The sequence below is a fragment of the Streptomyces sp. NPDC005752 genome (assembly GCF_040630715.1).
GTDB lineage: Bacteria > Actinomycetota > Actinomycetes > Streptomycetales > Streptomycetaceae > Streptomyces.
The window spans coordinates 38,374-64,129 of the sequence record NZ_JBEXYB010000019.1 but is presented as its reverse complement, the minus strand read 5'-3'; the positions used below and the strand labels follow the sequence as shown (position 1 = coordinate 64,129).

Here is a 25,756-nt window from a genome sequence, read left to right as displayed (position 1 = left end):
ACATGAGCGTCTCCCTCTACTACTGCGCGAGCCGGACCACGCCGCTGTCCGACGCCGAGTCGGCAGCTGTCGAGCGGATCGTGGCCGCCCACAGGGAGTCCTTCCCGTACGAGGACCAGGAAAGCCTGTACCTCTACGACAGCGATGACAGCCGACCGGACGAGATCGTTACCGGTTCGACCAAGATGCCGTTCGATCCCGGCGCGCTGCTGCCGGTGCTCGACCACGTGCTGGGCTCGGTCACGGAGCTGCGCCGCGCTCTGCCGGGAGCGGAGTGGCGCGTGCACCTGGACGATCTCGATGTCCCGTGGGACGAGACCGAGGGCTACGCCTTCCCCGGCATGCGCGACCCGGACCTGGCAGCCGAGCTGGACAAGCTCTGAGCCCCGGTCCCGGACAGCGAGGCTGCGAGCCGTTACGTGGCTGCCCGGTCCGGTGCACGGGGTTCGGTGTGGCGTCAGTTTTGGAACCACACCGAACCCCGCGTCTCAGATCAGGAGCCGTCGAAGAGTTCCTGCACCTCAGGCGGGATTTCTTTGCTGGAGTGAACGGCGAAAAGTGTGGCTGTCGTTCGTGTGTCCCCAATGGCGATGGCGACATTGGGAGAGATGCCGTCTACTTCGTAGGCATTGTCCGTCCGAACCGGCTCCTCGGTCTCGCTCTGACTGCCGGTGTCATCGCAGGGTGTTTGGGTTGCGACGCCGATTTTCTTCCCGAGTGTGAACTTCGCGTGTGGAGTCACGTCCAGATATGATCTGTCCTGGTAGGTGAACAGATTCGCGCACGAGGCATTCCCACCACCCTCGCCGCCGGATGTGCACGCGGCTACTGACATCACCATGGCCGCCACTACCAGCAAGCCAGTGGATCGCCCGGTCCAGCTCATACGAGTCCCCCTCAGCAGATGTTGCGAAGAAGAGAGGCGCCTCCTCTTCGCCGAGTGGTCTCGCCATCGCTCAGCACGGGAATGAGACCCTGCGGGTGGTGAGGCCCTCGTGTTTCCGCGGTTCGACGTGAGCAACTCGGATCAAGTTCCCTTGCTGCGCGTTCTTTCGGCCCGAGATGTGATCCTGCAGCCTGGGGCAGGCGGCAAGGACCACACTCAGGTCAGCTGGGCGGCGTCGGCCACTGTTCCTGGTGCACCGGCGGCGCTGTAAATCGGAGCAGCCGTGTGTGCAACGTCTCCCACATCTGCCGAAGGCTGGGAGCCGGGGGTGTTGGGCTGATCACCGGACGGTGATCAGCGGAATTCTGTTCCGGTTCCGGGTCCGCACGGGCGTCCCGTGGCGAGGCATCGGGTCCTTTCCGCGTCCCCGTGCGGAGGGCGGGAAGGGGACGGTATCGCAGGCTGGTGGAGTGCTTCTCGCCGAGACTGTCCGCCAGGCGCCACTCTTTGAGGGGAACCAGCGACGAACCCTGTGCGGGGGGATGAGTAGGTCATTACGGTGCCCGAGTGGGACGAGCCAAGGCGGGCGCTGCGGTCCGGGGCCTCGGACGCGGCTGACGCCGTCCTGACGGTTCAGTCGTGAAGTGCTGTCCGTTGTGTGACGGTTGGGCGTGAAGGTCGTGTTGTGCGTACGGGGACAGGCGGTGGCGGATGACGCAGGACGAGAGAGACGCGGACGTGGGTACGGGGGAGGCCGGGGAGCCGTCGTCGGCCTCACAGCCGGAGAGCAAGGCGGAGAACGGGGTAGCGGTCGCCTTCGGACGGCAGTTGAAGCTGCTGCGGATGCGGGCGGGGCTGGACCGGGTGGAGTTCGGGAAGCGGCTGGGGTACGCGGCGCAGTCGGTGGCCTCGTTCGAGCAGGGGCGGAGGATTCCGCAGCCGGAGTTCATCGACAAGGCGGACCGGGTGCTGGAGGCCGGGGGACTGCTGGCGGCGTTGAAGGAGGAGCTGGCGCGGTCACAGTACCCGGCGTTCTTCCGGGATGCGGCGCGGTTGGAGGCGAAGGCGGTGGCCCTCTGCGTGTACGGCCTCTACGCGGTGCCGGGCCTGTTGCAAACGGCAGAATATGCGCGGGCGGGATTTCAGCAAGAACGTCCGCTGCTTGACGACGAGGTGATTGAGCAGGGGGTGTCTGCTCGACTGGCGAGGCAAGAGATCTACGACCGCCGCCCTGCGCCACTGTTGAGCTTCATCGTGGATGAGGCTGTGCTACGCAGGCCGATCGGTGGTTGGTCATCGCTTTACGGACAGTTGGAACACATGCTGCGCCTTGGTAAGAAGCGCAACGTCGAAGTGCAGGTGATGCCCCTGGATCGAGAGGATCACGCGGCACTCGGCGGACCTTTCACGCTGATCGATACGGCGCAGGGGCAGCGCATCGCCTATGCCGAAGTGCAGGGGGACAGCCGTCTCTACACAGGCCGTGCAGCGGTCCGCGAGCTCGAAGCCCGCTATGGCATCATCCGGTCACAGGCTCTCACTCCTCGTGAGTCCTCGGAGTTCATCGAGAAGCTTCTGGGAGAGAAATGACTATTCACCACACGAGGCTGGCAACCCTCGATTTGGCGTGGTCCAAGAGCAGCTACAGCACCGGCAACGGCGGCGAGTGTGTCGAGTTCGCGGCCGCAGCCACCCACGTGCACATCCGGGACTCGAAGCAGGTCAACGGCCCCGTGCTGACCGTGGGACCCGACGCGTGGGCCGGGTTCGTCGGGCTCGTCGCCGGCTGAGCGACGTACGCGGGATGGCCCGGTCGCAGCGCCGAACCGACGCCGCGAGGGGCCATCGCGTACGTACGTGTACTACTCGTCCACGTCCTGCTCGTGGCGGATCATCCGCCACGCGGCCTGGCGGGCGCTGAGGTTCAGGTTGGGCCGGAAGTTCTTGTCGGGGCCGAAGTGCTGGCGCCCTATACCGGCGGCAGGCGTCTTCCTCGGCGAAGTCCGTGCCGAACTCGGCTTTGAACGCCTCGATCAGCTCCGACAGCAGCGACTTCTCCGCCTCGGATACGCCGCCTGACCTGTCACCGGAGCTCTGTCGAGCGACGGTACGACAAGACCTTGGCTGCCCCAGGATCTGACGTGTTCGGCGGTCATGTCGCTGCGGCCATCCACAGCTCCATGTCACTGACGAGCAGCCGGCCCGGCCGCTGAGCGGCGGTGTCCGGGACGACGGCCCGCACCACGGGCTGTTCGCCCTTCTCCACGGTCACCTTCGTGCCGTTGAACTTCGGCCGCTCGTCCCGGACCACGGTCCGCAGTTTCGTCTCCAGCTTCCTGGCCGTTGCCTCGTCCTTGATCACGAAGCAGAGCACCTCGGTGTTCTTCGAGGCGGACTCCGCCTGCTGACCCAGGGCGGACAGGCGGACCGGGTCGGTGGAACTCGGCGGGTCGAAATCCGCTCGGTAGACGTCGCCCAAGCAGTCAGCCGCGCGGCGGAACTCCTTCCTGTCGGCCAGGGAGGAGCCCTCCGCCGGGTCGACTACCGCCCTGGGGTCGGAGTTCCTGGTCGAGTGGGAGATCTTGTCCTCCGAGATGTGGAGGGAGCCCTTCTTGTCCGGATGCGTCCAGACTTCCTGGCTGTCATTCTCGCCTCGCGTGTAGCCGCTGGACGTCAGCGACTTGGTGATCGCCGATACGTCGAACGACCCCTCCCAGTAACCGGCCTCGGGAGTGTCGACCGCGGTGTCGATCTGGTCCTCCTTGAACTGCTCTCCCAGCAAGCCTGGCTGGTAGGGATTCAGCAGAGGGCTCGCCGGCCGCGAAATGGAGGTGAACCGCTCCGCGTCACCGTGGCTCAGCCTCCGCACCTCGGTGGCGTCGAGGAAGGTCACATACTTCGTGTCGGTGTCGCCGGCCAGGGTTCCAAGCCCCTTGAGCAGCTCGGAACCACTGTCACCGTCGTCGGATCCGGAAGAACAACCGGTGACCGCGGTCAGGAGGGCAACTGCGAGAGCGGCGCCGCCGACGGCCGATCGGTGTGCTGGTATGCGCATGATCCAGCAGGGTACCTCTGTGCCCGACGGAGAACGGGGCCGTCCCGGCCGCCGTTTCCGCCGCGCCCGCGACGTCGCGGGCTTTCGCTCCAGAGACCGGAAGAGGCTTCCGAGCCACTCGGGATCGTCCTCCAGGTGCCGAAGCGCCCACAGTGCGGCTGGCAACCAGTCGCCGAACGGCCGGCTGAGTGCTCGCCGGGACGCCTCAAGGGGTGGTGTCAGGACGATGGGGTCCGACCCGGGCTCAGCACCGCGGAACTTGGCAAGAGGGCCGTGATCATCATGGCGGAACGTGGCACCAGTTGGTGTCGCAGCAGTGGTTGGGCCAGCATGCGGTGCATGGACTGGATGCCTCTGCTTTGCACGCTGATGGGTGCCGTCATCGGCATCGCCGCAACCCTGAGTGATCTCCCTGTCGGCACGTGTCGCGCCGCCCTGTAATGTGTTGGTTCATACCTGTCAGACGTGTGCGGGGGCAGGTTCGCTGAGGAGACGGGGTCGGCGCATAGAGCACATCGGTGGATTGTTGACGGGCTGCGGGCCCTCGGTGGTGAAGGCGCTCAGGACTGCCGGGTGGAGATCAGGACGACGGATCGATCTGGAGACCTGGACACGACAACTCGCGGCGGCGGGTTTCAAGTTCAACGACGTAGCGACAGCGGTTTGGGCAGAGTTCGGCGAACTGGCGATCGAGAGTTCTCCAAATCGTGTCCCGTCCTCGTCGCTCCGCCTGGATCCTGTTGACGCCTGCATCGACACGTCTGCGGAGGCTCAGAGACTGAGGCGCCGATTCGGGGAGAACTACAGCCCTCTGGGCATGTGGTCAATCCAGTACAGGTCATACGTGGCGGCGAGCGGGCGTGTCATAGCCGTGGGACCCGGCGTCCTGTGGGAACTGGGCACCAGCTTCGCCGAGGCACTGATCTACGTGGTGGATGGCGATGGTGGCGCCGATCGTGCCGAGCGGGCAGCCTGGTTGTGATTCCTTCGCATACCGCGGTCGGCCGGTCTCTGCCCGGAGACCGAAACGACTGCAAGGCGTGGAAAGAGTCCGGAGCGAAGGCCGCTGTTGGTGGGGCCACGGTATCGGTGGCTGTCGGCCTGAGCCGCCGCGACTGGCGTACAGGGGGTGACGATCACTCACCGAAGCCGGGCTACGCATAGGGCCGGATGGCCACCGTGACATCCATGTTGAAAGCGTTCGCCCCCGCTTCGGACGGCAGGCCCAGGTGCCGGTCGAGCGCGCGACTCAGCGGGCCGCAGCCACTGGTGCCCGGGGCGGCGAACTCCGCGTCCTGGGCGCCGAAGGCGACGACCAGGGGGTCCGTGGATATCACCCGGGTGGGATCGGTGTCCTTGAGCACCAGGTGGACCGCGTCCTCATCGCTGCCCACCGAGCAGCCCGACGACGGCCGGGCCGGGAGCCCGTACGCCGAGCCTATGGCGAACTTGATGTCGAACTCGCCGCGCCGGGTATCGTCGGACAGGAAGTCCGAGTAGCCGCCGTACTGCGGAGTCAGGGTCAACGGAGTGCCTCCCGCTCGGATTGGCGCAGCTGTCATCTCGCCGAAGACCTGGCGGAATTCACCGTGCACACGGCCTTCCGCAAATGTGATCTTCATGGGTTCGGTGAGCGGCTCGTCGATGGCGCCCATGCGCAGATGCCCCGTGGCGTGCATGACCTCGCAGCGCCAGGTCCCGGGGTCCGCCCCCGCGGGCAGCTCATCGACGGTCGGACAGGCGGAGAAGTCGAACTCGCTCAGGAGCGGGGCCCGTTCAGCTCCGTGCGCGGGCACGGCCCCCAGGGCGAGTCCGGCAATAAGAGCCCCGGCGGCAGCATGTGCGAAGCGGCGGACTGTGCGATTCAAGGACACTCGGTTCGGCTTCATGCGCCTCAGCATTGCAGAGTTTACTCTGCAGAGGAAGGTCTGCAGAGAAAGAGCTGCAATCTTGATAGACTGTCGGCATGACCAAAGAGCGGAGAACGGAAGCCGCAGGGCGGCGCACGGTCGACAGTCCCGAGGTGCTCAAGGCGCTCTCGCACCCCCTGCGCCTGCGTATCCTGCGTCACGTCGGTGCGGCGGGCCCGGCCACCTCGACCACGCTGGCCGCCGCCCTCGGCGAGAACACCGGGACGCTCAGCTACCACCTGCGCATGCTGGAGCGCAGTGGCCTCATCGAGGACATCCCCGAGCGCTCCACAGGGCGGGAGCGCTGGTGGCGCGGGGTGCGCGGGCTCGACATCCGCAGACCGCCGCAGGGTGAGCTGACGGAGGCCGAGCGTGCCATGTCGGCCGAGCTGGACCGGATGAGGATGGAGGAGGACGTCGAGCTCGCCCGGCAGTTCACCGCCGGACAGGCGGAGTCCGAAGGCTGGATGCGGGGTTCCCGCAGTCTCAGCCACCTCACGAAGGGTGAGCTGGACGCATTCCATGACGAATATCTGGTCCTGCTCGAGCGCTACGCCCGCAGGCCCGAGGACGCCCCCGCCGACGCACGACCCGTACTCCTCCGCTGGTTCGGCCTGCCCGCTGACTGACCGGCAGCCGGCAGCCGGCCGACGGTCGTTCGGGTCGAAGGTCGACCAGCGGCGATCGTCCGGATGGCCCCACTCCAAGGGATGCCTGCGGAGGGCGTGGGGTGGGCGGCGGCCGAGGCCACCGCGAGACGGTCAGGTGGCGGGCTGCCTGACCTGGTTGTCGAGGTGGCAGCGGGCGATCAGGCGTCGGGGTCGACTTCGGGGTGCGTGAATCGCACGGGCTTGCCCAGAGAGCGGGCATAGGCGATTTCGGCTCGCGTGCTGTCTCCGATGTAGTCGCCGACCACGAGCACCTCATCAGCGAGCAGGATCTTCGCCCGGTGCAGATCCTCGAGTCGAACCTTCAGCGCCTCGGCCTCGACGGGATCGGACCAAAGTTCGTGTGGCGACTTCATGTCACAGCCAGGTTTGACGACGATCCTTCCGGCTTTGGTCTCCCGCAGATCGGCCTCGTTCATCTGGGTCATGAAGCGGGTGGAGCCGCAGATCACGACGATACGCGGAAGGCTCAACAGCTTCTTCGCGTCGGCGAGCTTCTCCTCGGGGGTGAACAGTTCTTGACCTCCTGGCAGTCGAACGCGAGCTTCTGCGAGAGCGCCCCCGGCGCGCCGAACGCGGACGACTTCAGGGGGTACGAGAAGTCAGCAGTACGGGCGGATGTCAAACGATCCGGGCGAGCTTCTTCGCCGTACTGCAGTGCTTGGTGCGCCCGTGCCGCCGCAACTGCACCGCGGTCAGAGTGAGGAGCGCGGCGAACACCGCGAGGAAGATGCCTGCGATCGCCGCCTGACGGCCGTTTTCCGGCGAATTGCCGAGGGAGAGCAGGCCGAGGACGGAGAGCAGCACCCCCGCCACGTACACCGAGCGGACGCGCCGCAACTGCCGAACCGCACGAGGAGCAAGAGCAACACGCTTCACGAGAGCCATGCTCACCTCTGTACCCCCTGTGGGGGCGATGAGACACCGATTCGCGGGGCGATCTCCCCACGGGGGCGGCCTCTTGGGGAGGAGTGCCGCGCCTGCGGGCGGAAACGTGTCAGCTGCGTGGCGGCCGGGGCTTTCCGGGCACCAGAAGGGCTGACCGTCAATCGACCGGCGTGAGGAGCCCACCGTGTCCCTGGTTCAGCTCGATCTTCCCCACCCGACGGTGATGCGAGGGCGCTGGGCGGCACTCGCCGCTGTGCAGGCCGCCGCGGGGCACGGCGAGCAGTGCCGGGCCCTCTGGCCGCTCTGGCACTACGACGACGGGCACGGCAGCTGGGCCGACCTGCACCACCTCGACGAGGGGCACGCGGTGCTGCTCGGGCAGGACCGGAACGACTCCGAGACCTTCTACGCCGAGGCGTCCGACTTCTTCGAGGAGCCCGAGACGGACCTGCTGGCCGGTGCGCCCGACTGGTGGGAGCCGCCCGTGCGCAGGGTGCGTGAGGCGCAACTCTTCCTCGGCTTCGTGTACGGCTTCGACGGCAACATCTGGCAGCGTGCGGAGTACGACCTCGAGGACGGTTTCGAGAGCGTCCGGCTGCCGGCGCTCAGCACCGAACGGACCCGGGAGGCGGTCCTGGAAACCGCCCGGCAAACAATCGGCCGGGGCATCCCCGAGCCCTCCCAGGCGTGCGTCGACGCGCTGATCGCCGCTGATGCCGCCGTCGATCCGTCCCAGGTAGCCGCTGTCGTCGACACCGGCTGGGACGCGGATGTCGGGGCAGCGGCGGCCTGTGCGTTCCGCGCGGGATGACGACGCGGGATGGGAGGCGAGATGGCGAGGACCCCTCCCTGCCTGTCGAGGGTCGCTCGTCACCAAGTATCTTGATTATTGAAATACATGCAGAGGTGGAAGAGGAGTCCTGTGATCTCGTCGGTGTTCGCCGTGCTTGCGGCCGCCCAGTTGTGCCTGGCGGTGTCCGCGGGGCGCTACTGGCGTTCGGCACCAGGGCTGTTGGCCGCTGTGCCGACCCTGGTGTGTTCCGCGCTGGTCTGGGACAACGGCGTCATCGCTGTGGGGAGTTCGGTGGGGGCCGGGCAGCTGCTGGAGACGATGAGTGTCCCCCGCTTCGTGGCGCACGCGCTGCTGACCCCCCTCCTCGTGCTCTGGTCACTGTCGGCGGCGGAACACGCGGGGCTGCGCTGGGCGAGGCGCAGGGCGGTGCGGGGCGCTGCCGTCGGCCTCACGGTCCTGCTGGTGGCAGCGGGGGTGCTCCACGACGTCCTCGGCCTGACGCTGCGTACGGAGCGATGGGCGGACACCCTGCGCTACGTGAACGATGCGGCGTCTCCCGCAGGACCGCTGCCGGCCATCATCACGGGACTCGTGGTGCTGTCCGCCGGGATCGTGCTGTGGCGGTCCACCGGGTTCGTCCTGCTGGCGGTCACCGCCGCCGTGATGGTCGTGGTCTCCGGGGCGGCCGTCCAGATACCCGTGCTCGGCAACGCCGGGGAAGTCGTCCTCAATGTCGGACTGCTTCTGACGGTACGCAGGCTGCTGCCCGGCCGCGCACCCCGGTCCAGCGCCGGGAAGGTGCCCGCCGAGTCGTCCTCGTAGCCCGAGGGCGAGGGCTGCGGAGGGATCGGGGCCGACCGGGCCGCCGCCCGGCCGGCCCCCTTCATCAGCTCACCAGGCCCGGAAGGTTGCCCCCGACCGGTCGGCGGCGGTGACCTCCTCGACGTACAGCAGAGCGTCGCGGTGCCTCAGGTAGTGGCCGGGTGAGCCGAAGGACTCGAAGGACACCAGGGACCGGTCGGACAGGCCCGGAACTCGCCGCCACGTCGCGTCCGCGCGGAAGCCCGCGTCGTCGGTGCGCTCATCGATCCACACCTCCCCGTCCCGCTGCCGGAGGAACGTCCCGGGGAAGTTGACCGACTCCAGGGACACGGCCGCCGGGTCAGCCAGGCCGGGAACCACCTTCCACCGCATGTCGGCGTACGGCGTGACGTCGGCGTCCACCCGGCCTCGGCTCCACGCGTGGCGGACGAACCGGTTCGGCGCGTCGGCCGACTCGAAGCTGAACACGTCGGACCGGACCGAGATGTTGTCGAAGCGTGCGACAGTCCTGGCGGCGCCCGGCGTACCGGCCTGTGACGACTGCCGGGTGGCGGCGTGTACGCCGTTGGAGCCGGAAGCGAAGGACGCGTCCGTCGTCCTGATCTTCGGCTTCGTCATGTCGTCGACGTAGACCTCGATGGAGGATCCGACCGCCTCGACCTTCACCCGGTGGGTCGTGCCGACCGTTCCCTTCAGCCGGGTCTCCGCCAGAGGGGTTCGCACGTCGCCCGTCGCCTTGCCGAGGACCACGCCCTTCGTGGTGAGGTCCGCGTAGTAGCCGTGGAAGCCCGCGCCCGAACCCGGTTGCGTGGCGCGGAAGACGACCCCCGCCTCGCTGCGGCCGTGCTCCAGCGTCACGTCTGCCTCCTGGACCAGGTCCGAGAAGTCGGTGTCCTGGACGGCCAGGCCGCCGGAGGGCGATGCCGTGGTGGCGGAGTAGGAGCCGTTCTTCGCGGCCCAGCCGGCGTCGCCGTACGTGCGCCAGCCTACGGAGTTCCCGTCGTCGAAGTCGTCGTTGACCTTCATGGTGACCGGCCGGATCGTGCCGTCCTCGTTGAAGTGGATCCGGTCGTAGGCCAGGGCCCGGTGGTTGCCGTCCGTCTCGCTCAGCGGGCGCCGGTGGTAGAAGATGTACCAGATGTCGGTGCCCGGCACGTTGAGGATTGAGTTGTGCCCGGATCCTCGGGCGACCGCCTGGTCCTGGGCCAGCACCCTGTCGATCTTCTTGAACGGGCCGGTGGGGGAGTCCGACATCGCGTACGAGACGGAGTAGTCCGGGCCGGTCCAGCCGCCTTCGGACCACATCATGTAGTACGTGCCGCCGCGCTTGAACGTGAAGGAGCCCTCGGTGTAGTTCTCCGGCGTGATCTCCTTGAACGTCGAACCGTCGGAGAAGGAACCGAGGCTGGTCATGTCCGCGTTGAGCTTGACTACGTTCGCGTGGCCCCAACCGCCGTAGTACATGTACGCCTGACCGTCGTCGTCGATGAAGACGTCCTGGTCGATCGGCTGCGCGCCGTTGTGGAACTGCGAGATGAGCGGACTGCCGATGGCGTCCTTGTACGGGCCCTCGGGGCGGTCCGCGACGGCGACGCCGATGCCACCGTGCTCGGAGTTGTCCTGGATGTCGTTGGCGGCGAAGTAGAGGTAGTACTTGCCGTCCCGGAAGACCGGCGCGGGCGCCCAGAGCGCGTACTCGGCCCAGGGGACGTCGGCGATGTCCAGCACCCTCGGGTGCTTGGTCCAGTGCACCATGTCCGTCGAGGAGAACGCGTCCATGAAGGTCTGTTCGCCGTAACTGCGGGACGTGGTCGGGTAGATCCAGAAGCGGTCGCCGTAGACCGCGACGTCCGGGTCGGCGTACCACCCGTCGACGATCGGGTTTCCCGACTCCGCTGTGCTCGGGGCCGGTGTGCCGACCGACGGGGCTGCGGGGCGGTGGCCGGCCCCTGCGGAAGGGGGTGCGAGGCCGACCAGCAGAACGGTGGCCAGCGCGGCGGTCAGGGTGGCGGAGAGCTTGTGGATGGTGCGCACCATGGAGCGGAGTCCCTTCTCGCAGTGCGACAACGTTGTCGAGCGTCGGGCATGGCAGGGCTTCGGTGCGGATTCGAGGGTGGTGCGGGCGATGCGGAAGGAGCGGGCCGTCCGGCTCCGTGCTTCTGCGGGCGGCTGTCGGCAGGGTCCGGAGCGGGCGTGGTTCGACGGGGTCGGCAGGAGCCGTGCGCGGCACCGGGCGCACCGGTGAAGCCACGTCACATCGGGCCTCGCCCGCAGTCCTTGTACTACGTTGGAAATGACTATGACGTGAGCATCACAACATGGGCTCGGCGCTCTGTCCACCCTGCCTCCCACCACGACGACGCCGCCCCCGTCCATCCGCAGCGACCCTCGTCCACGATGACGGTGAGGGGCAGCTCGACGCTGGTCACCGCGGGCTCGGGCTCCGGCGGGGACACGCTCAGGCAGTAGACGGTGTCGACGTCCTCGGTGCCGGCCTCGAAACGGTCCACCGTCGTATCGGCGTCCCGGTCGTACGTGTCGTCCACCTCCGAGACACGCACCACGCCGCCGGTCGAGGGACCCTCGCCGCTGTCCTCGATCGCGTCCCGGATCATGCTGCTGTAACCGCCCGTCCAGGAGGCGAACTTCTGGTCCTCGGCCTCCAGCGTCCGGGCCGCGGAGTGCACGGCGTCGTGCAGTTCGCCCTCACTCCACGACGAACTCGCGCGGAGGTGGTAGAGGGCGCCCGCGGCGAACAGCACGGAGCCGATGATGAGGGTGAGGCCGATCGGGTTGCGTGGGTTGTAGACGTATCGGGTGGTCCCCCACTCCGAACGTCTGAAGACGGGCTCGTCATCGTGATCTCTGTGCACAGGACGAGCCTACGGGCCGCCCCGTGACCCTCGGCGATCAAGCTCCGGACGGTCCCGTGGAAGCGTGAGCCGGACGGTTGTGGCCGCCCCCGGCCACGCCCCGCGGCCCGCCAGATCGAGGACGAGTGCGGCGATGTTCCACGCGTCGTCCCCGGCGCGGTGGTGGCGGCCCTCCAGCGGCAGACCGGCGATCCGTAGAGCCTGGTCCATGCCGGGTTTCCTGCGCAGCCCGTAGGCTTCGGTGAAGACGGCCTTGGCGTTGGTGTGGGTGCGCTCCGCCGGGAAGCCGAACGGGTAGGCCACCCCGTCGGCCCGGCTCTGCCGGGCGAACTGCCGTCGGTCGTACTCGCCCCAACTCGCCCAGGGGCGCTCCCCGGCACCGTACTCCTCGACGAGGATCCGGCACGCACCGGCGAAGGTGACTCCCCGTTCCACCTCGGCCTGCGTCAGTCCGGTCAGTTCCGTGCAGAAGTCGCTCACCGCCGACCGTGCGGGGCGGACCAGGACGCGGTGGCGGGACAAACGGCTCCCCGCCGACAGGTCCACGACGGTGAGGCCGATCTCGATGATCTCGTTCACGGAGCCGGGCGGCGGTTGTCCGTCCCAGCAGGTGGCTTCGACATCGATGACGTTCAGGAGGGAGGGCCCGTGGCGCATGGGGGTGAGAGTAGGTGTGCACGCAGGGTTCCGGCACCTCCATTTCCACGGTCGCCGGTGTCGCTGTCACTCCCCGAAGTTCCACCCAACCCCTCTATATTGGTGCCGCGTTGAGCGTATGGCCGCAAGGCGCGAAGCCGTCTCCGGGAGTCCGTACGATGACGACCACCCCTATGACCGGCGGCTGTCCCGCGCATACCGCGACCGCCCCCGTGCCACTCAGCGGGTCCGCCTTCCACGTTCCCGCCGGTGCTCGGCCCCCCACGGCGAGTACCGCTGCCCCTTCCCGGCCGGTTCGCCCCCGTACAGACGAAGGAGACCAGCTGTGAACTGCCCCTACGCGACCGTGGTCATCGACCCCATGGTCCAGGACCTCGACGGTGAGACCGAACAGCTGCGGACCTCCGTACCGCTCGCGCGCATCGAGCTCCTCGGAGTACCCGCCTGGACCGTCACCCGGCATGCGGAGGCCCGCCAACTCCTGATGGACAGACGCCTGGTGAAGGACCTGGACGCCTGGGGGCTCTGGCAGAGCGGGAAGGTCACCCACGCCTGGCCGCTCATCGGCATGATCGACGCGGGACGCTCCATGTTCACCGTGGACGGTTCGGAGCACCGCCGGCTGCGGACGAAGACCTCCCAGGCCCTCACTCCCCGGCGGCTGGAGGAGATACGCCCGGACATCGAGAGATTCACCGAGCACCTGCTGGACGCACTCGCCGAACAGGGCAAGGACGGGGCCGTCGACCTCAAGACCGTCTTCGCCCAGCCGCTCCCGATGAAGGTGGTCGGGCTGCTGATGGGGGTGGACGAGGCGCTGCACCCCATGCTGACCCGGCAGTACAAGGCGTTCTTCTCCATGCTCACCCCGCAGGAGGACCGGCTGGCGCTGCTGGCCGAGCTCGACGTCTTCTACGCCGTGCTCGTACGGGAGAAGACCGCGCACCCCACCGACGACCTCACCAGCGCGCTGATCCTCGCCGAGGAAGGCGGTGAGCCCCTCACCGAGGAGGAGGTCGTCGGCAACCTCAAGGCGATGGTGGCCGCGGGCCACGAGACCACGATCGGGCTCATCCTCAACGCCGTACGGGCACTCCTCGCCCACCCCGACCAACTGCGCAAGGTGCTGGACGGGGAGATCCCGTGGGAGACGGTCGTCGAGGAGACCCTGCGCTGGGACACGCCCACCACCCACCTGCTGATGCGGTTCGCCACGGAGGACATCCAGGTCGGCGACCAGGTCATAGCCGAGGGGGAGGGCGTGGTGATCTCCTACCGCGCCATCGGCCGCGACACCGCCCACCACGGGGACGACGCCGACGCCTTCGACATCACCCGGCCGACCCCGATCCGGCACATGACCTTCGGCCATGGGCCCCACATCTGCCCCGGCGCCGCGCTGTCCCGGGTCGAGGCGGGCATCGCGCTGCCCGCGCTGTTCGGACGCTTTCCTCGGCTGCGGCTCGCGATCGCCGACGACGAGATCCGCAAGCTGCCGGTGATGACGCAGAACGACATGGAGGCCTTCCCCGTCCTGCTCCATGGCTGACGACTGACGGCCGGCAACCGGTGGGTGCACGCCCGCGCGTGACGGTGTGCACCGGCGGCCCCGATGTCGCAACGCGACCTGCGCGTAACCCTGTTCGGTATTTCGCGCGACGTGCGAATTCTCGGTCAATGCGGGTGGCGCACGGCAACCGATGCGGTCACGGCGACGACTGCCGAGTGGACTCCCCACCCCCGGCCCTCAAGGAGGCCCCCTCGTGAACCGCACTCCGATGAGAACCCTCGCCGTACTCCCCGCCGCGCTCCTCCTGGCCCTCGTGCCGGGCAGCGCCTCCGCCTACCCCAACCCCGGCACGGTCAACGGTGACATCGTCGTCCACGACCCCAGCATGGTCCGCAGCTCGTCCGGCCAGTACCTGCTCTACTCGACCGGCGAAGGACTGCAGCTGCGCACCTCCGCCGACCGCACCGCCTTCGGCCGCTCCGGAAACGCCTTCACCACCAAGCCGGGCTGGTGGAAGAACTACTCCTCGGCATCGGACCCCTGGGCCCCGGACATCTCGTACCGGGGCGGCAAGTACTTGATGTACTACGCCGTCTCGTCCTTCGGCTCCAACACGTCGGCCATCGGCCTGGCCGCCTCCACCAGCGGGCAGGCCGGCAGTTGGAGCGACTACGGAATCGTGTACACATCGAGTTCGTCGAGCGACTACAACGCCATCGACCCCAACCTGTTCGTGGACGACGACGGCAAGTGGTGGCTGTCCTTCGGTTCCTGGTGGACCGGGATCAAGATGATCCGCATCGATCCGTCCACGGGCAAGCAGTACGCCGGGGACACCACCCGCCGCTCGCTGGCCGCCCGGCCCACCGGGACCAAGGCGGTCGAGGCGCCCTCCATCGTGAAGCGCAACGGCTACTACTACCTCTTCGCCTCGTACGACACCTGCTGCGCCGGCACCAGTTCGACGTACAAGATCAAGGTGGGCAGGGCCACCGGCGTCACCGGGCCGTACAAGGACCGCAACGGCGTCGGCATGCTCAGCAACGGCGGCACGCCCGTCATGGAGTCCCACGGACGTTACATCGGGCCCGGCGGCCAGTCGGTCCTGGCGGACTCCGACGGCGACCTGCTCGTCTACCACTACTACGACGGTCAGGACAACGGCACCCCGAAGCTCGGCGTCAACCTTCTGAACTGGAGCAGCGGATGGCCCGTCGCCTACTGACCCCCTGCGACAGGGGAGCCGGCTGAACCACACCTGTCGCCTGTTCGAGCTCGTCCCGGCCGCCCGTCGAGCTCGTACCGGCCGCCCGAGACCCCGGCTCGGTCCAGGTCCGCCGCGGTTCACGGGCACCGGCGCCCGTATGCTGCGGCGGCATGGCCGATCTCCTCGCCCTCGCCCCGCACCGCTCCACCACTGCCACCCTGCTGGCCCGAGCGGCCCGCGAGCGCGGCATGGACGTGACGGTCCTGCCGCGCGGCGCCCACCTCGCTCCGCGGTCCCCGGACACCCGGGCGCACTACTACGGCGGTCCGCACTTCGCCGACAGGGTCGCCGGCCCCCTCGGGATCGCGCTGCTCGAACCGGGCGACGGCTGGCTCGGCGCACTGCCGCACGCCTTCACCGGACGCCACGTCCGGTGCGTACCGCTCAGCGAGGCCCGCCGCAGCCCGGGCCCGCTCTTCGTGAAGCCGCCCACCGACAAGAGCTTCCCGGCCGCCGTGTACGCGGACGGCAACGCGCTACGCACCCCCTCGGGACCTCAGGGCGATCCCGTCGTCCAGATCAGCGAAGTGGTCTCCTGGGTGCGGGAGTTCCGACTTCACGTGCTTGACGGGGAGATACGCACCGGCTCGCAGTACGCCACCTTCGGCAGGCTCGACGCGGCGCCGCTCGCGGGCCACCCGGATGAGCCCGCCGTACGCGAGTTCGCCCGGCGACTTGCCGCGGCGCAAGCCGAGACCTGGCCCAGCGGGGTGGTGCTCGACGTCGGACTGATGCGCGGGGGCGACGACGCGGGGGACGCTCGGTGGGCGGTGGTCGAGGCCAACATGGCCTGGTTCAGCAACGTGTACGCCGCCGACCCCGCCCGGGCGCTCGACGTGGTGCTCCGCTCCGCGGGCCCCGGAGCCGCCGTTCGTGCGAGGGACGCGTGCTTCCGGCGCACGTGACACCGGCACCCGGCAACCTTCGGGAGGGCTGCGGCGACTACTGCCCGGAACCCCACCTCTTCCCCGACGAACGGATAGCCATGGCAGCCGAGCGACGACGACACAGCGACCTCCACCCCGGACCGCGCCACGTGACGAGGGCAGGGGCGGCGCTCCTGGCCGTCGCCTCGGTCTGGACCTTCGGGACGGCCTCCGGTGCCGAGGCGGCGACCACCCTCACCGTCGCCAGGGACGGCAGCGGGCAGTACACCACCGTGCAGGCGGCCGTGAACGCGATACCCTCCGGCAACACCGCACGGGTCGTCGTGTCCATCAAACCGGGCACCTACCGCGAGCTGGTGAAGATCCCCTCGACCAAGCAGAACGTCACCCTCCAGGGCAGCGGGTCCAGCCGCAACGACACCGTCATCGTCTACGACAACGCCTCGGGCACCCGGAAGCCCGACGGATCCGGCACCTACGGGACCAGCGGCAGTGCGACCGTCGCGGCCGAGGCCGACGGTTTCCAGGCCCGCAACCTCACGATCTCCAACGACTTCGACGAGGCCGCGAACCAGAACATGAGCGGGCTCCAGGCCGTGGCCCTGCGCACCGCCGCTGACAAGGTCTTCCTCGACTCCGTGATCGTCACCGGCGACCAGGACACCCTGCTGCTCGACACCGCGTCCAAGGCGAAGCTCGGCCGTGTTTACATGTCCAACTCCTACGTCACCGGCAACGTGGACTTCATCTTCGGCCGTGCCACCGCGGTGATCGACAAGTCGGTCATCACCCTGAAGAAGCGGTGGGACGGCAGCTCCGGCGGATACATCGCGGCCCCCAGCACGGCCGCGGACCGCAAGGGCTTCCTGATCACCGGCTCGACCGTCAACGGTGACGTCTCGGCGTCGTCCTTCCATCTCGGCCGGCCGTGGCACGCGGGTGGTGACGCCTCGCTCGACCCGATGGCCACCTTCCGCGGCACCACTCTCAGCTCGGCGGTCAGGTCCGCCCCGTGGACGGACATGAGCGGCTTCTCGTGGAAGGACGACCGCTTCGCGGAGTACCGGAACACCGGGCCCGGATCCGGCCGGGCGAGCAGCGACCGGCCACAGCTCACCGACTCCCAGGCCGCCGAACAGGAGACCGCCGACTGGCTGGCAGGCTGGACACCCTCGGCGTCCTGAGACACGGTGGCGGCAGTGGAACAGCGACAACGACGACCGGCGGCCGGTCGAAGCGCTTCGACTCCACTCTGGACAGTACCTGTGAGCAAGTCTAGGCTCGATACTGTCTGTGCATGTCAGAGTGCGAAGGGGAGCACAGCAGGGCGCTGTCGAAGCGCTTCACCCGCTCTCCCTTGCGGTCGCCCACTGTGAGGGAGAAGCCGAATGGTCACGCTTGCCGAGGTCGCCCAGCACGCCGGAGTCTCCGCGAGCACGGTGAGCTATGTCCTCAGCGGCAAGCGGTCGATCTCGGCATCCACCCGGGAGCGGGTCGAGAACAGCATCCAGCAGTTGGGCTACCACCCCAACGCCGGTGCGCGTGCCCTCGCCAGCAGCAGGTCCAACATCATCGCGCTGATGGTGCCGCTGCGCACGGACATGTACGTGCCGGTGATGATGGAGATCGCCATCGCCGTCGCCACGAGCGCCCGTACGCACGGCTACGACGTCCTGCTGCTCACGGGCGAGGAGGGCCCGGCTGCCGTACGGCGGATCGCGGGGAGCTCACTGGCGGACGCGATGATCCTGATGGACGTCGAACTCCACGACGAACGGCTGCCGCTGCTCCGTGATTCCGGCAGGACCGCCGTTCTCATCGGCCTGCCCGCCGACACCTCCGGGCTGACGTGCGTGGACCTCGACTTCGAGGCCACCGGAGCGCTCTGCGTGGACCACCTCGCCGGCCTCGGACACCGGGAGGTGGCGGTGATCGGCGAGGCCGCCGCCGTCTACGAGAGGCACACCGGCTTCGCCGAACGGACCGTCGACGGCATACGGGCCAAGGCGCAGGAGGCCGGGATGCGGATCCTGCACCGCCCCTGCGAGGGCGGGTACGCCGCGATGGCCGGCACGCTGGGCCGGATCTTCGACGAGCGGCCGGGTACGACCGGCTTCATCGTCCAGAACGAGTCGGCCGTCGAGCCGCTGCTCAACCTGCTCCAGCAGCAGGGGCGTGCCGTGCCGGAGGACGTGTCCGTCGTGGCCATCTGCCCCGAACAGGTCGCCACGCAGGCATCGGTACGGCTCACCTCCGTGGCCATTCCGGCGCAGGAGATGGGGCGCAGATCGGTGGAACAGGTGGTCGCGAAGCTCGCCGGCCGGGGTACGGACGAAGTGGAACTGCTGGAGCCCGTCCTGACGGTGCGTGCGAGTTCCGGGCCGGCGCCGGTCTGAGCGGGGCGTCGCGCGTTCACCCGTCCGGGTGGTGCCTTTCCCGGCGTGCTGTCCCGCAGCCCCAGCGCATGCGGAGCAGGTGCTCAACAGGGCCTGGATTGAGCCTGGTTGCTGAAGATCCGGCGTGATAACTTCACGGTCTGTCATAACGGCGTTACCGACTCGACGGGGGTGGTCGGTGGTGGTGCACGGGCTGCCCGGAGTGGTTGAACCGGACGAGACCAGGGCGCAACTCATCGGAAGACTGGTCGAATTCCTGTGCGTGCAGGACTTCGTGACCGACCGCGACCAGTGCGCCCAGTTCATCGCCTTCGCCGCGGAACAGCTCGGTGCGCAGTTCACCTACCGGCGACAGAATCCACGTGCCGACATGTTGTTCTTCGTCAGGGACCTCCTGCGGTACGAAACGGGCCTCGGAGCCCTGGCCTTCACCGCGGGCGTCATCGGCGGACCCGAATGCGCTGCCCATCTGACCCGGCTCTCGGAAGCCGTCCAGCCCGACGGGACGGGCGCCGGCGGCTCGCCCGACTTCACCGACAGATCGGTGCGCGAGATCCACCGGCTGCTCGCCGACGTGCGGCGCGTCGACGACGGCCGGCTGCACGCCCTGCTCAACCACGAGTTGGGTGTCGACATCCCGTACGGGCAGACACCGGCCCAGCGGTTCGACCACCTGTGCGGGGTGAACACCCAGGCCGACGGTCTGCCGCCGGCGCTCGTACTGGTCGAGATCACTGCGTTCCTGGAGCAGACGGCGCTGCGCGAAGAGCTCAGGGAGTGGTCGGACACATGGGCCCGCGAGGTCGGCCCGGAGGCCGTGCAGGCGCTGGGGGAGCGCAGGCGTGCGATCGCGGCCCTGCCGACGGCTGATCCTGGAGTGGCACGTTGCCTCGTCGTGATGGTGGAGCCCGCGGACGACAGTTCGGCCGATATCCACGTACGTCACTGGGTCAACGCCGCGCCAGGTTATTGGGAGCCCGTCGCCGGTGAGGTGCGCCGCACGACCCTCGACGGACTGGCGGACGAGGTCGAGCGAGCCATCGGGCGTGGTCAGAAGCGCTGGGCGGGAATGCCGGTGACGGAGAGCGAACCGACTCCGCAGGTGGAGTTCGTCCTGCCGTTCTCCCTGATGAACCACGACGTGGCCCGGCTGGAGATGGGGACCTGGAGTGGTGACCCGCTGCCGATCAGCCTTCGCTACCACGTCCATCTGAGGTCGCTCGAACGCATGAGAGCCGCCCGGAGGGACGGATATCTGCCTCTGTGGCGGGAACGCTGGACACAACTCAGGAACGCCGGTGTGGCCGAGTCGTACCGCTGGCACGGCGAAGAGGGTGAGCGGCTCGACCGCTGGCGTGCCAAGCTGATAGCGGATCCAGGTCTGACCGCGGTCATTCTCGACGTACCCGCACTGCCCGGCCTCGGTCTGGAAGCACTCGTCACCGCGATCGCTCAGGGGGTGGGCCTTGCAGCATGGGACCGGAGAACGGACAGCCCCGAGCTGTCCGGCGAGGTGCTGACGCTGCTGCTGGCGCACCCACCCTCACAAATCCCCTCGAAGGTCAGCGCGTTGCGCAAGAAGGCCGAGGGGATGAACCGTGACCACTGGTCCCTCGGAAAACATCTGGCACTTCTATGGGACGACCCCAACCGCCTGGTCGACTGCGAGGAGTTGACAGCATGACCGAGCAGGTCTCGGTGGCGCAGTCCGTCACGCCCCCCTCCTGGAGGGTGTTCCACGCAACGGGGCAGCCTCCTGCCGGGGACGCCCCGCAGCTGCCGCAGCCGCCGCCCTGGCGGGTGTTCTCCGGAAGCCCTCTGCAGCAACCTCCGCCCGACGACTCGCAGTCGGCGCTGCGCCGGCTCGGCACCGTGCAGGAAGGCCCACAGTTACGCGAGGAGGAGATCAACGCGGTCAACGCCGCCCTCCTGCTTCGCCGCCCCCTTCTGATCACCGGCCCGCCCGGGGTCGGCAAGTCCACCCTCGCCTACCTGATCGCGAGGGAACTGGGACTGGGCCGGGTGCTGCCGTGGAGCATCGTCAGCCGCACCACGCTGCGCGGCGGGCTGTACGAGTACGACGCCATCGGCCGGGCCCAGGCCATCGCCGCCTGGCGGGCCGAGGGCGCCGCCGAACCGGAGAGTGAAACGGGAAGGGCCCCTGACCTGGGGGATTTTGTGACGCTCGGCCCGCTGGGGACGGCTCTGCTCGCGTACGAGCGTCCTCGTGTGCTGCTCGTCGACGAGCTGGACAAGAGCGATATCGATCTGCCCAACGACCTGCTCCACGTCCTGGAGAACGGCAGCTACGAGATCCCGGAACTGGTGCGCGCCAAAGTGGCCGAGGTGTCCGTCTTCACCGACGACCCACAGGGCCGGGCCGTCATCGGGGCCGGCCGTGTCGAGTGCTCGGAGTTCCCCGTCGTCGTGATCACGAGCAACGGCGAGCGCGAGTTCCCGGCGGCCTTCCGGCGCCGCTGCCTGCCGCTGGAGATGCGTCCGCCCAGCCGTGAACAGTTGGTCTCCATCGTGGTGAGCCACCTGGGCCGGCGTCCCGAAGGCATCGACGACCTCGTGGACGACTTCGTCAGGCGTCTGGACGGCGGGGGAACCCAGTCCGTCGACCAGCTGCTCAACGCGGTGCAGCTCACCACGGCTCACGGGTTCCGCACGGACGGCGACGGGCTCAAGCTTCTCGAGACGCTCCTCCGCGACCTCTCGAAAGGCCGCTGATGCACGGCTCGCCACGGGAACGCGCCCCGGACGCGCAGCCCGCGCCGAGCGGCGGCCACCTTCGGGAAGCGGACGGCGAAGCGAGCTGGCAGGACCTCGCCGACGCCGTATGGCTGGCGGCGGCATGGCATCGGGCCGGCACCCGCACGGACGGAGGGGAGGAGCCGGACCCCTTACGCTCACCTGACGGCTCGGCAGAGCTGTCATCCGATGTCGCGGCCCCGCCCATGGAGCAGGGGTCACCGGAGATCGTGCCCATCCGAAGCGGTGGTGCGAACCTTCACGGTGCCGAGGTCAGCGGCCTCCAGGAGAGCCGCCAGGACCTGCCGGAATCGATTCTTCCGCACGAGACGCGCCCCACCCGCCCCGCTGTGCCGCTGCGCCTGGCCAAGGCCCTGCGCGGCTTCGGCCGGCGGGTCCCCTCGCGCCGCGAGAGCAAGCTCGATGAGGCGCGCACCGCGGAGAACGGTGTCATCGACGGACTGTGGATCCCCTACCTCGATCCGGTGCAGGAACGCGCCTTCGATCTGATGCTGCTCGTGGACAGGGCGCCCACCATGGCCGTGTGGGGCAGTTCCCTCCGCCGGCTGTCCGACGAAGCGGTGCGCAGTGGTGCCTTCCGGGACGTCCGCACGGTCGACGTCACGCTGCCGGGCGGGGACGCACCCGTTCTGCGCTGGCCCGGCAACCGGCGCGCCGACCCCGCCGAGCTGCTCGACGGTCGCGGGTCACGGCTCTTTCTCGTCGTGACCGACGGGCTGGCACCCGGGTGGGCGGAGGGCGGCGCCGACGAACTGCTGGGGCGGCTCGCGTCGTCCGGGCCGACGGCGCTGGTCCATCTCCTGCCGCCGTATCTCCGCCACCGGTCCTCGGTCTACCCGTTCCGCGCGCGGCTCGACGCTGCCGGGTTCGGATCGCTCAACCGCCACGTCCTGTGCCATCCACCGCAGGGCGTACCCGAGCACGCACACGTCCTGCCCGGCACCGGGGACGGATCGGTGGCTGTACCCGTGCTCAGCCTGCGCCCCGGTTCGTTCAGGGCCTGGGCCGACCTGGTCACAGGGGAACGCGGTGTACGCCGGGCGCTTCCGGTCGTACTGGCCGGGGCGATGGCCAAGGGGGTGCCCGCCCCCGGCCTGCGGACGCCGAGGCTCGACGGGCCCCGCTCGGCGGCGGACGCCGTACGAAGGTTCTTCTCACTGGCCAGCCCGTTCGCCCGACAGCTCGCCGTGCTGCTGGCCGTGGCGCCGGTGCGGTTCGACGTCATCGAGGAACTGCGGGACCGCGCTCTGCCCGAGACGCGCCCGGAGCACCTGTCCGAGGTGCTGATGGGCGGCCTCATCGACTGGGACCGGGAGGGCGAGGGTGGACCCGACTTCGCCGACGGCATACGCGAAGCCTTGCTCGCCACCGGAAGCCGTACCCAACTCGCCCAGGCGGTCGGCCTGCTGGCGGAGTCGCGAACCGGTCGTGACCACGGGATACGTCTGCGTGCGGCCCTGCGTGACCCGGTCGGCGCGGCGCTGCCCGACCGTGCAGGGGGGCCGGCCTGGGTGCGCATCGAGGTGGCGGTGCTCCGGGCACTTGGAGGCCTGCCGTACCGGCGCCGGGCCGCGCAGTTGAACCAGGGGCTGTCGCGTGGCGCGGGAGCGCCGACAGAGGGGACAAGAGATGATAAAGAGGCACCTGATGTGAATGAGAACGGCCCCGCTTCCCCGTCGCAATCGACGGTTCCACCTGGAGGACCTGTGTCGCCGACGACACCACCCGTAGACACCGAACCGGATGCCCGGAGGGTCGACGAGCGTACGCACACGACGGCGCCGGAGCTGCGGTTCGTCCGCACGGGCCAGCCCAAGATCATGGGCAACGTGCCACCGAAGAACCCGAACTTCACCGGGCGGGAGAGTCTTCTGGCAGCCGTGGAGCGGCAGTTGCGGGAGGACGAGACCACAGCGGTCCTCCCGCACGCGCTGCACGGCATGGGCGGTGTCGGCAAGTCGCAGATCGCCGTGGAGTACGTGTACCGCCACAGCGGCGAGTTCAACGTCATCTGGTGGATCCCCTCGGAGCAGGAGAACCTGATCCTGGGGGCGCTCGCCGACCTCGCGCGGAGCCTCGGCTTGGAGGTGGGACCGCAGGCCAACGCCGCGGTGCCCGCCGTGCGCGAGGCACTCCGTACGGGCAAGCCCTTCGACAACTGGCTGCTGGTCTTCGACAACGCCGAGGACATCGAGGCCGTCCGGTCCTATTTCCCCAACGGTGGACCCGGCAAGATCATCGTCACCTCGCGCAACCGTGAGTGGGAACGCGTCGCCACGCCCCTGAGCGTGGACGTCTTCGACCGGGACGAGAGCATCGCGCTCCTGCAGCGCCGCGCCCGCGGCCTGAGCTCCCGTGACGCCGACCGGCTCGCCGCGGCGCTCGGCGACCTGCCCCTCGCCGTCGAGCAGGCGGGCGCCTGGCACGCCGCCACCGGAATGCCCGTCGACGAGTACCTCACCCTGCTGGACGAGCGCCGCCCCGAGATCCTCGAACTCGATCCGTCCCCCGACTACCCGCTGCCCGTCGCGGCGGTCTGGGACATCTCCCTGGGACGTCTGTCGCAGGACAATCCGGCGGCACGCCAACTCCTGGAGATCTGCGCCTGCATGGCGCCGGAGCCCATCCCGCTCAGTCTCTTCCGGGGCGGCCGGAACGTCGAGGTCACTCCCGAACTCGACCCGGTCCTGCGGGACCCCCTGCTGCTCGCCCGCGCGACCCGCGACCTCAGCAAGCTGTCCCTGGTGAGGCTGGACCACAAGACCGCGACCCTGCAGATGCACCGGCTGATGCAGAACGTGATCGTGGCCAGGATGGACCCCGAGGAGCGGGCCAGGATGACGCGGGCGGCCCACCTGCTGCTCACCACGGCCAAGCCCGGTGCCCCCGCCTCCCCCGACCAGTGGCCCGCCTACCAGGCGATCCTCCCGCACGTGATCGCGTCCGGAGCGGTGGAGAGCTCCGACGCGTGGGTCCGCGACCTCGTCTACGACATGGTGTTCTTCCTCTACTACTGGGGAGCGCACGAATCGGGCGCGGCCCAGGCCCGGCTGGCCTGGTCCGCGTGGCGCGCGCAGTCCGGTGACGAGGACCTGCACGTCATCAGGATGACCAAGCTTCTCGGCTTCTACCTACGGCTGCTGGGGCGCCCGGGTGAGGCGATCGTGCACAACGAGCGGGCCCTGGCCATTTCACGCGGGGCGCAGATCCCCGACGAGGAACTCATCGACTCCATGTGGCAGATGGCCGGCGCGCTACGGCACCAGGGTGAGTTCACTCAGGCGCGCGTGCTGGCCGAGGAGGCGTTCACCCGGGCGAGCGACCTGTTCGGTCCCGAGGACCCCGCGACGCTGAGCGCGGCTCACGACTACGGCGTGGCGCTGCGGCTGAACGGGAACTTCGCACTCGCGCGTGAGATCGACGAGGAGACCGCGCGGCAGAGGGAACTGCTGTACGGACCGGTGAACGGGCTCACCCTGAACACGTTGAACGGCCTGGCCATCGACCTGCGTGAGGCAGGCGACTACCTGGGTGCCCGCGCACTCCAGGAGTCCAACTACCTCCCCTACGTCGCCCACTTCGGTGAGACGAACGCGGCCACCATCCGTGCGGCGCTGAATCTCGCGGTGTGCCGGCGCAGGGCCGGTGTGGTCGAGGGAGGAGCCGCACTCGCCGAGCAGACCCTCGAGCGGTTCACCAGCCGCTACGGCCTGAACAACACCGATGCGCTGTGCGCCGCAGTCCACGCCATGGTCGAACGCCGCCTGCACGGCGACCTCGTCGGCTCCCGCGAACTGGGGGAGCAGGCCCTGTCCGCGTACCTCAAGGTGCTCGGCGACCATCATCCCTACACCCAGTTCGCCAGGGTGAACCTTGCCGCGACCCTGCGGGCCCAGGGCGACACGGACCGGGCGGAGGCGCTGGACACCCGTGCGCTGGAGGGTCTGGAGAGCGCCCTGGGGACGCTGCACATCAGCACGCTGACGGCGGCGATGTGCCGGGCCAACGACCACTACGCGCGACTGGACTTCGCACAGGCCATGGCCGCCGACGCAGATCTGCTCCCCAAGCTCACGGAGACCGCCGGGCCCGAGCACCCGCTGACACTCGCCTGCACGGCGAACCTGGCACTCGACCGCCGCGGCCTCGGCGAGTCCGATGAGGCCGACCGGCTCAACCGCTCGGCGGCACAGGGCCTTTCCCGCCTGCTCGGCGCGAGCCACCCCTGGCACACCGCGGCCAGGCTCCACCAGCGCATCGAGTGCGACATCACTCCACTGCCGATGTGACGTCGCGAAGGACCGAGCAGTCACACGCCCCGTCCGCCGTCTCCTGACGGCGGGCAGGGCCGCCGCACACAGGCAACGGG

The 25,756-nt window shown here is 68.9% G+C and carries 23 protein-coding genes and 1 pseudogene; 16 read left to right on the top strand and 8 right to left on the bottom strand.

Features of this window, described 5'->3' with window-relative positions; genetic code table 11:
- The first annotated feature begins 2 nt into the window (after positions 1-2).
- Positions 3-383 (top strand): hypothetical protein, encoded by a 381-nt coding sequence (locus tag ABZ441_RS17725; RefSeq protein WP_358974429.1) that lies wholly within the window; start codon positions 3-5, stop codon positions 381-383.
- A gap of 110 nt (positions 384-493) precedes the next feature.
- Here ABZ441_RS17725 and ABZ441_RS17720 read toward each other — a convergent pair whose 3' ends face one another.
- Positions 494-886: a DUF6281 family protein gene (locus ABZ441_RS17720; RefSeq protein ID WP_358974425.1), complete on the bottom strand. Its 393-nt coding sequence runs from the start codon at positions 884-886 to the stop codon at positions 494-496.
- A 711-nt stretch (positions 887-1,597) separates the two neighbouring features.
- Between ABZ441_RS17720 and ABZ441_RS17715 the strand changes: the two genes are divergently transcribed.
- Together ABZ441_RS17715 and ABZ441_RS17710 are read left to right on the top strand one after the other, a co-directional pair.
- Complete coding sequence (locus ABZ441_RS17715) at positions 1,598-2,476, top strand: helix-turn-helix transcriptional regulator (RefSeq protein ID WP_358974422.1); 879 nt, start codon at positions 1,598-1,600, stop codon at positions 2,474-2,476.
- Positions 2,473-2,676 (top strand): DUF397 domain-containing protein, encoded by a 204-nt coding sequence (locus ABZ441_RS17710; protein WP_358974419.1) that lies wholly within the window; start codon positions 2,473-2,475, stop codon positions 2,674-2,676. The genes ABZ441_RS17715 and ABZ441_RS17710 overlap by 4 nt, the downstream gene beginning before the upstream one ends.
- Before the next feature lie 362 nt (positions 2,677-3,038).
- Here the strand turns inward: ABZ441_RS17710 and ABZ441_RS17705 are convergent, their stop codons facing one another.
- On the bottom strand, positions 3,039-3,941 hold the full coding sequence (locus ABZ441_RS17705) for a hypothetical protein (RefSeq protein ID WP_358974416.1): 903 nt from the start codon (positions 3,939-3,941) through the stop codon (positions 3,039-3,041).
- 547 nt (positions 3,942-4,488) lie between these two features.
- Between ABZ441_RS17705 and ABZ441_RS17700 the strand changes: the two genes are divergently transcribed.
- Together ABZ441_RS17700 and ABZ441_RS17695 are read left to right on the top strand one after the other, a co-directional pair.
- Positions 4,489-4,923 (top strand): SUKH-3 domain-containing protein, encoded by a 435-nt coding sequence (locus ABZ441_RS17700; RefSeq protein WP_358974413.1) that lies wholly within the window; start codon positions 4,489-4,491, stop codon positions 4,921-4,923.
- Between the two features lie 17 nt (positions 4,924-4,940).
- Positions 4,941-5,042: pseudogene (locus ABZ441_RS17695) on the top strand (IS5/IS1182 family transposase); the annotation flags it as partial.
- Between the two features lie 53 nt (positions 5,043-5,095).
- Here ABZ441_RS17695 and ABZ441_RS17690 read toward each other — a convergent pair.
- Positions 5,096-5,815, bottom strand: a complete 720-nt coding sequence (locus tag ABZ441_RS17690) for a hypothetical protein (RefSeq protein WP_358974662.1) — start codon at positions 5,813-5,815, stop codon at positions 5,096-5,098.
- A gap of 92 nt (positions 5,816-5,907) precedes the next feature.
- On the opposite strand from ABZ441_RS17690, the gene ABZ441_RS17685 reads away from it, so the two are divergent.
- Positions 5,908-6,480 carry a helix-turn-helix domain-containing protein gene (locus tag ABZ441_RS17685; RefSeq protein WP_358974410.1) on the top strand — a complete coding sequence of 191 codons (573 nt, stop codon included), beginning with the start codon at positions 5,908-5,910 and terminating at the stop codon, positions 6,478-6,480.
- A 179-nt stretch (positions 6,481-6,659) separates the two neighbouring features.
- Here ABZ441_RS17685 and ABZ441_RS17680 read toward each other — a convergent pair whose 3' ends face one another.
- Together ABZ441_RS17680 and ABZ441_RS17675 are read right to left on the bottom strand one after the other, a co-directional pair.
- Complete coding sequence (locus ABZ441_RS17680) at positions 6,660-7,034, bottom strand: hypothetical protein (RefSeq protein WP_358974659.1); 375 nt, start codon at positions 7,032-7,034, stop codon at positions 6,660-6,662.
- Positions 7,035-7,140: 106 nt separating this feature from the next.
- On the bottom strand, positions 7,141-7,407 hold the full coding sequence (locus ABZ441_RS17675) for a hypothetical protein (RefSeq protein ID WP_358974407.1): 267 nt from the start codon (positions 7,405-7,407) through the stop codon (positions 7,141-7,143).
- 184 nt (positions 7,408-7,591) lie between these two features.
- Here ABZ441_RS17675 and ABZ441_RS17670 point away from each other — a divergent pair, with 184 nt between their 5' ends.
- A complete protein-coding gene (locus ABZ441_RS17670; RefSeq protein ID WP_358974404.1) occupies positions 7,592-8,218 on the top strand; it encodes a proteophosphoglycan 5 in 627 nt (208 codons plus the stop codon).
- Positions 8,219-8,329: 111 nt separating this feature from the next.
- Positions 8,330-9,022, top strand: a complete 693-nt coding sequence (locus ABZ441_RS17665; protein WP_358974401.1) for a hypothetical protein — start codon at positions 8,330-8,332, stop codon at positions 9,020-9,022.
- A gap of 69 nt (positions 9,023-9,091) precedes the next feature.
- On the opposite strand, the gene ABZ441_RS17660 is transcribed toward ABZ441_RS17665, so the two are convergent.
- The 3 genes from ABZ441_RS17660 to ABZ441_RS17650 all read right to left on the bottom strand — a co-directional run bounded on the left by ABZ441_RS17660 (position 9,092) and on the right by ABZ441_RS17650 (position 12,552).
- Positions 9,092-11,059 carry a family 43 glycosylhydrolase gene (locus ABZ441_RS17660; protein ID WP_358974398.1) on the bottom strand — a complete coding sequence of 656 codons (1,968 nt, stop codon included), beginning with the start codon at positions 11,057-11,059 and terminating at the stop codon, positions 9,092-9,094.
- Positions 11,060-11,319: 260 nt separating this feature from the next.
- The gene (locus ABZ441_RS17655) at positions 11,320-11,895 is read right to left on the bottom strand and encodes a hypothetical protein (RefSeq protein ID WP_358974395.1); all 576 of its coding nucleotides are present in this window, start codon (positions 11,893-11,895) and stop codon (positions 11,320-11,322) included.
- A gap of 9 nt (positions 11,896-11,904) precedes the next feature.
- Positions 11,905-12,552 carry a 3'-5' exonuclease gene (locus ABZ441_RS17650; RefSeq protein ID WP_358974392.1) on the bottom strand — a complete coding sequence of 216 codons (648 nt, stop codon included), beginning with the start codon at positions 12,550-12,552 and terminating at the stop codon, positions 11,905-11,907.
- 361 nt (positions 12,553-12,913) lie between these two features.
- On the opposite strand from ABZ441_RS17650, the gene ABZ441_RS17645 reads away from it, so the two are divergent.
- The 8 genes from ABZ441_RS17645 to fxsT all read left to right on the top strand — a co-directional run bounded on the left by ABZ441_RS17645 (position 12,914) and on the right by fxsT (position 25,676).
- A complete protein-coding gene (locus ABZ441_RS17645) occupies positions 12,914-14,101 on the top strand; it encodes a cytochrome P450 (protein WP_358974656.1) in 1,188 nt (395 codons plus the stop codon).
- A 229-nt stretch (positions 14,102-14,330) separates the two neighbouring features.
- Positions 14,331-15,287: an arabinan endo-1,5-alpha-L-arabinosidase gene (locus ABZ441_RS17640; RefSeq protein ID WP_358974653.1), complete on the top strand. Its 957-nt coding sequence runs from the start codon at positions 14,331-14,333 to the stop codon at positions 15,285-15,287.
- A gap of 152 nt (positions 15,288-15,439) precedes the next feature.
- Positions 15,440-16,234 carry an ATP-grasp domain-containing protein gene (locus ABZ441_RS17635; protein ID WP_358974389.1) on the top strand — a complete coding sequence of 265 codons (795 nt, stop codon included), beginning with the start codon at positions 15,440-15,442 and terminating at the stop codon, positions 16,232-16,234.
- Positions 16,231-17,400: a pectinesterase family protein gene (locus ABZ441_RS17630; RefSeq protein WP_358974386.1), complete on the top strand. Its 1,170-nt coding sequence runs from the start codon at positions 16,231-16,233 to the stop codon at positions 17,398-17,400. Before ABZ441_RS17635 ends, ABZ441_RS17630 begins: the two co-directional genes overlap by 4 nt.
- Before the next feature lie 204 nt (positions 17,401-17,604).
- Positions 17,605-18,612, top strand: a complete 1,008-nt coding sequence (locus tag ABZ441_RS17625) for a LacI family DNA-binding transcriptional regulator (protein WP_358974383.1) — start codon at positions 17,605-17,607, stop codon at positions 18,610-18,612.
- Positions 18,613-18,790: 178 nt separating this feature from the next.
- On the top strand, positions 18,791-20,296 hold the full coding sequence (locus ABZ441_RS17620; RefSeq protein ID WP_358974380.1) for a hypothetical protein: 1,506 nt from the start codon (positions 18,791-18,793) through the stop codon (positions 20,294-20,296).
- Entirely contained in the window at positions 20,293-21,345 is a 1,053-nt protein-coding gene (locus ABZ441_RS17615; RefSeq protein ID WP_358974377.1) for an AAA family ATPase, read from the top strand. The genes ABZ441_RS17620 and ABZ441_RS17615 overlap by 4 nt, the downstream gene beginning before the upstream one ends.
- Complete coding sequence (fxsT, locus tag ABZ441_RS17610) at positions 21,345-25,676, top strand: FxSxx-COOH system tetratricopeptide repeat protein (protein ID WP_358974374.1); 4,332 nt, start codon at positions 21,345-21,347, stop codon at positions 25,674-25,676. The genes ABZ441_RS17615 and fxsT overlap by 1 nt, the downstream gene beginning before the upstream one ends.
- Positions 25,677-25,756: the final 80 nt, after the last annotated feature.

Excerpts from the sequence above, each read along its gene's own strand:
- ABZ441_RS17725 (WP_358974429.1), top strand. The coding sequence starts at position 3 with ATGAGCGTCTCCCTCTACTACTGCGCGAGCCGGACCACGCCGCTGTCC.
- ABZ441_RS17645 (WP_358974656.1), top strand. The coding sequence starts at position 12,914 with ATGGTCCAGGACCTCGACGGTGAGACCGAACAGCTGCGGACCTCCGTA.
- ABZ441_RS17640 (WP_358974653.1), top strand. The coding sequence starts at position 14,331 with ATGAGAACCCTCGCCGTACTCCCCGCCGCGCTCCTCCTGGCCCTCGTG.
- ABZ441_RS17675 (WP_358974407.1), bottom strand. The coding sequence starts at position 7,407 with ATGGCTCTCGTGAAGCGTGTTGCTCTTGCTCCTCGTGCGGTTCGGCAG.
- ABZ441_RS17615 (WP_358974377.1), top strand. The coding sequence starts at position 20,293 with ATGACCGAGCAGGTCTCGGTGGCGCAGTCCGTCACGCCCCCCTCCTGG.
- ABZ441_RS17635 (WP_358974389.1), top strand. The coding sequence starts at position 15,440 with ATGGCCGATCTCCTCGCCCTCGCCCCGCACCGCTCCACCACTGCCACC.
- ABZ441_RS17715 (WP_358974422.1), top strand. The coding sequence starts at position 1,598 with ATGACGCAGGACGAGAGAGACGCGGACGTGGGTACGGGGGAGGCCGGG.
- ABZ441_RS17705 (WP_358974416.1), bottom strand. The coding sequence starts at position 3,941 with ATGCGCATACCAGCACACCGATCGGCCGTCGGCGGCGCCGCTCTCGCA.
- ABZ441_RS17660 (WP_358974398.1), bottom strand. The coding sequence starts at position 11,059 with ATGGTGCGCACCATCCACAAGCTCTCCGCCACCCTGACCGCCGCGCTG.
- ABZ441_RS17625 (WP_358974383.1), top strand. The coding sequence starts at position 17,605 with ATGGTCACGCTTGCCGAGGTCGCCCAGCACGCCGGAGTCTCCGCGAGC.
- ABZ441_RS17650 (WP_358974392.1), bottom strand. The coding sequence starts at position 12,552 with ATGCGCCACGGGCCCTCCCTCCTGAACGTCATCGATGTCGAAGCCACC.
- fxsT (WP_358974374.1), top strand. The coding sequence starts at position 21,345 with ATGCACGGCTCGCCACGGGAACGCGCCCCGGACGCGCAGCCCGCGCCG.
- ABZ441_RS17685 (WP_358974410.1), top strand. The coding sequence starts at position 5,908 with ATGACCAAAGAGCGGAGAACGGAAGCCGCAGGGCGGCGCACGGTCGAC.
- ABZ441_RS17710 (WP_358974419.1), top strand. The coding sequence starts at position 2,473 with ATGACTATTCACCACACGAGGCTGGCAACCCTCGATTTGGCGTGGTCC.
- ABZ441_RS17720 (WP_358974425.1), bottom strand. The coding sequence starts at position 886 with ATGAGCTGGACCGGGCGATCCACTGGCTTGCTGGTAGTGGCGGCCATG.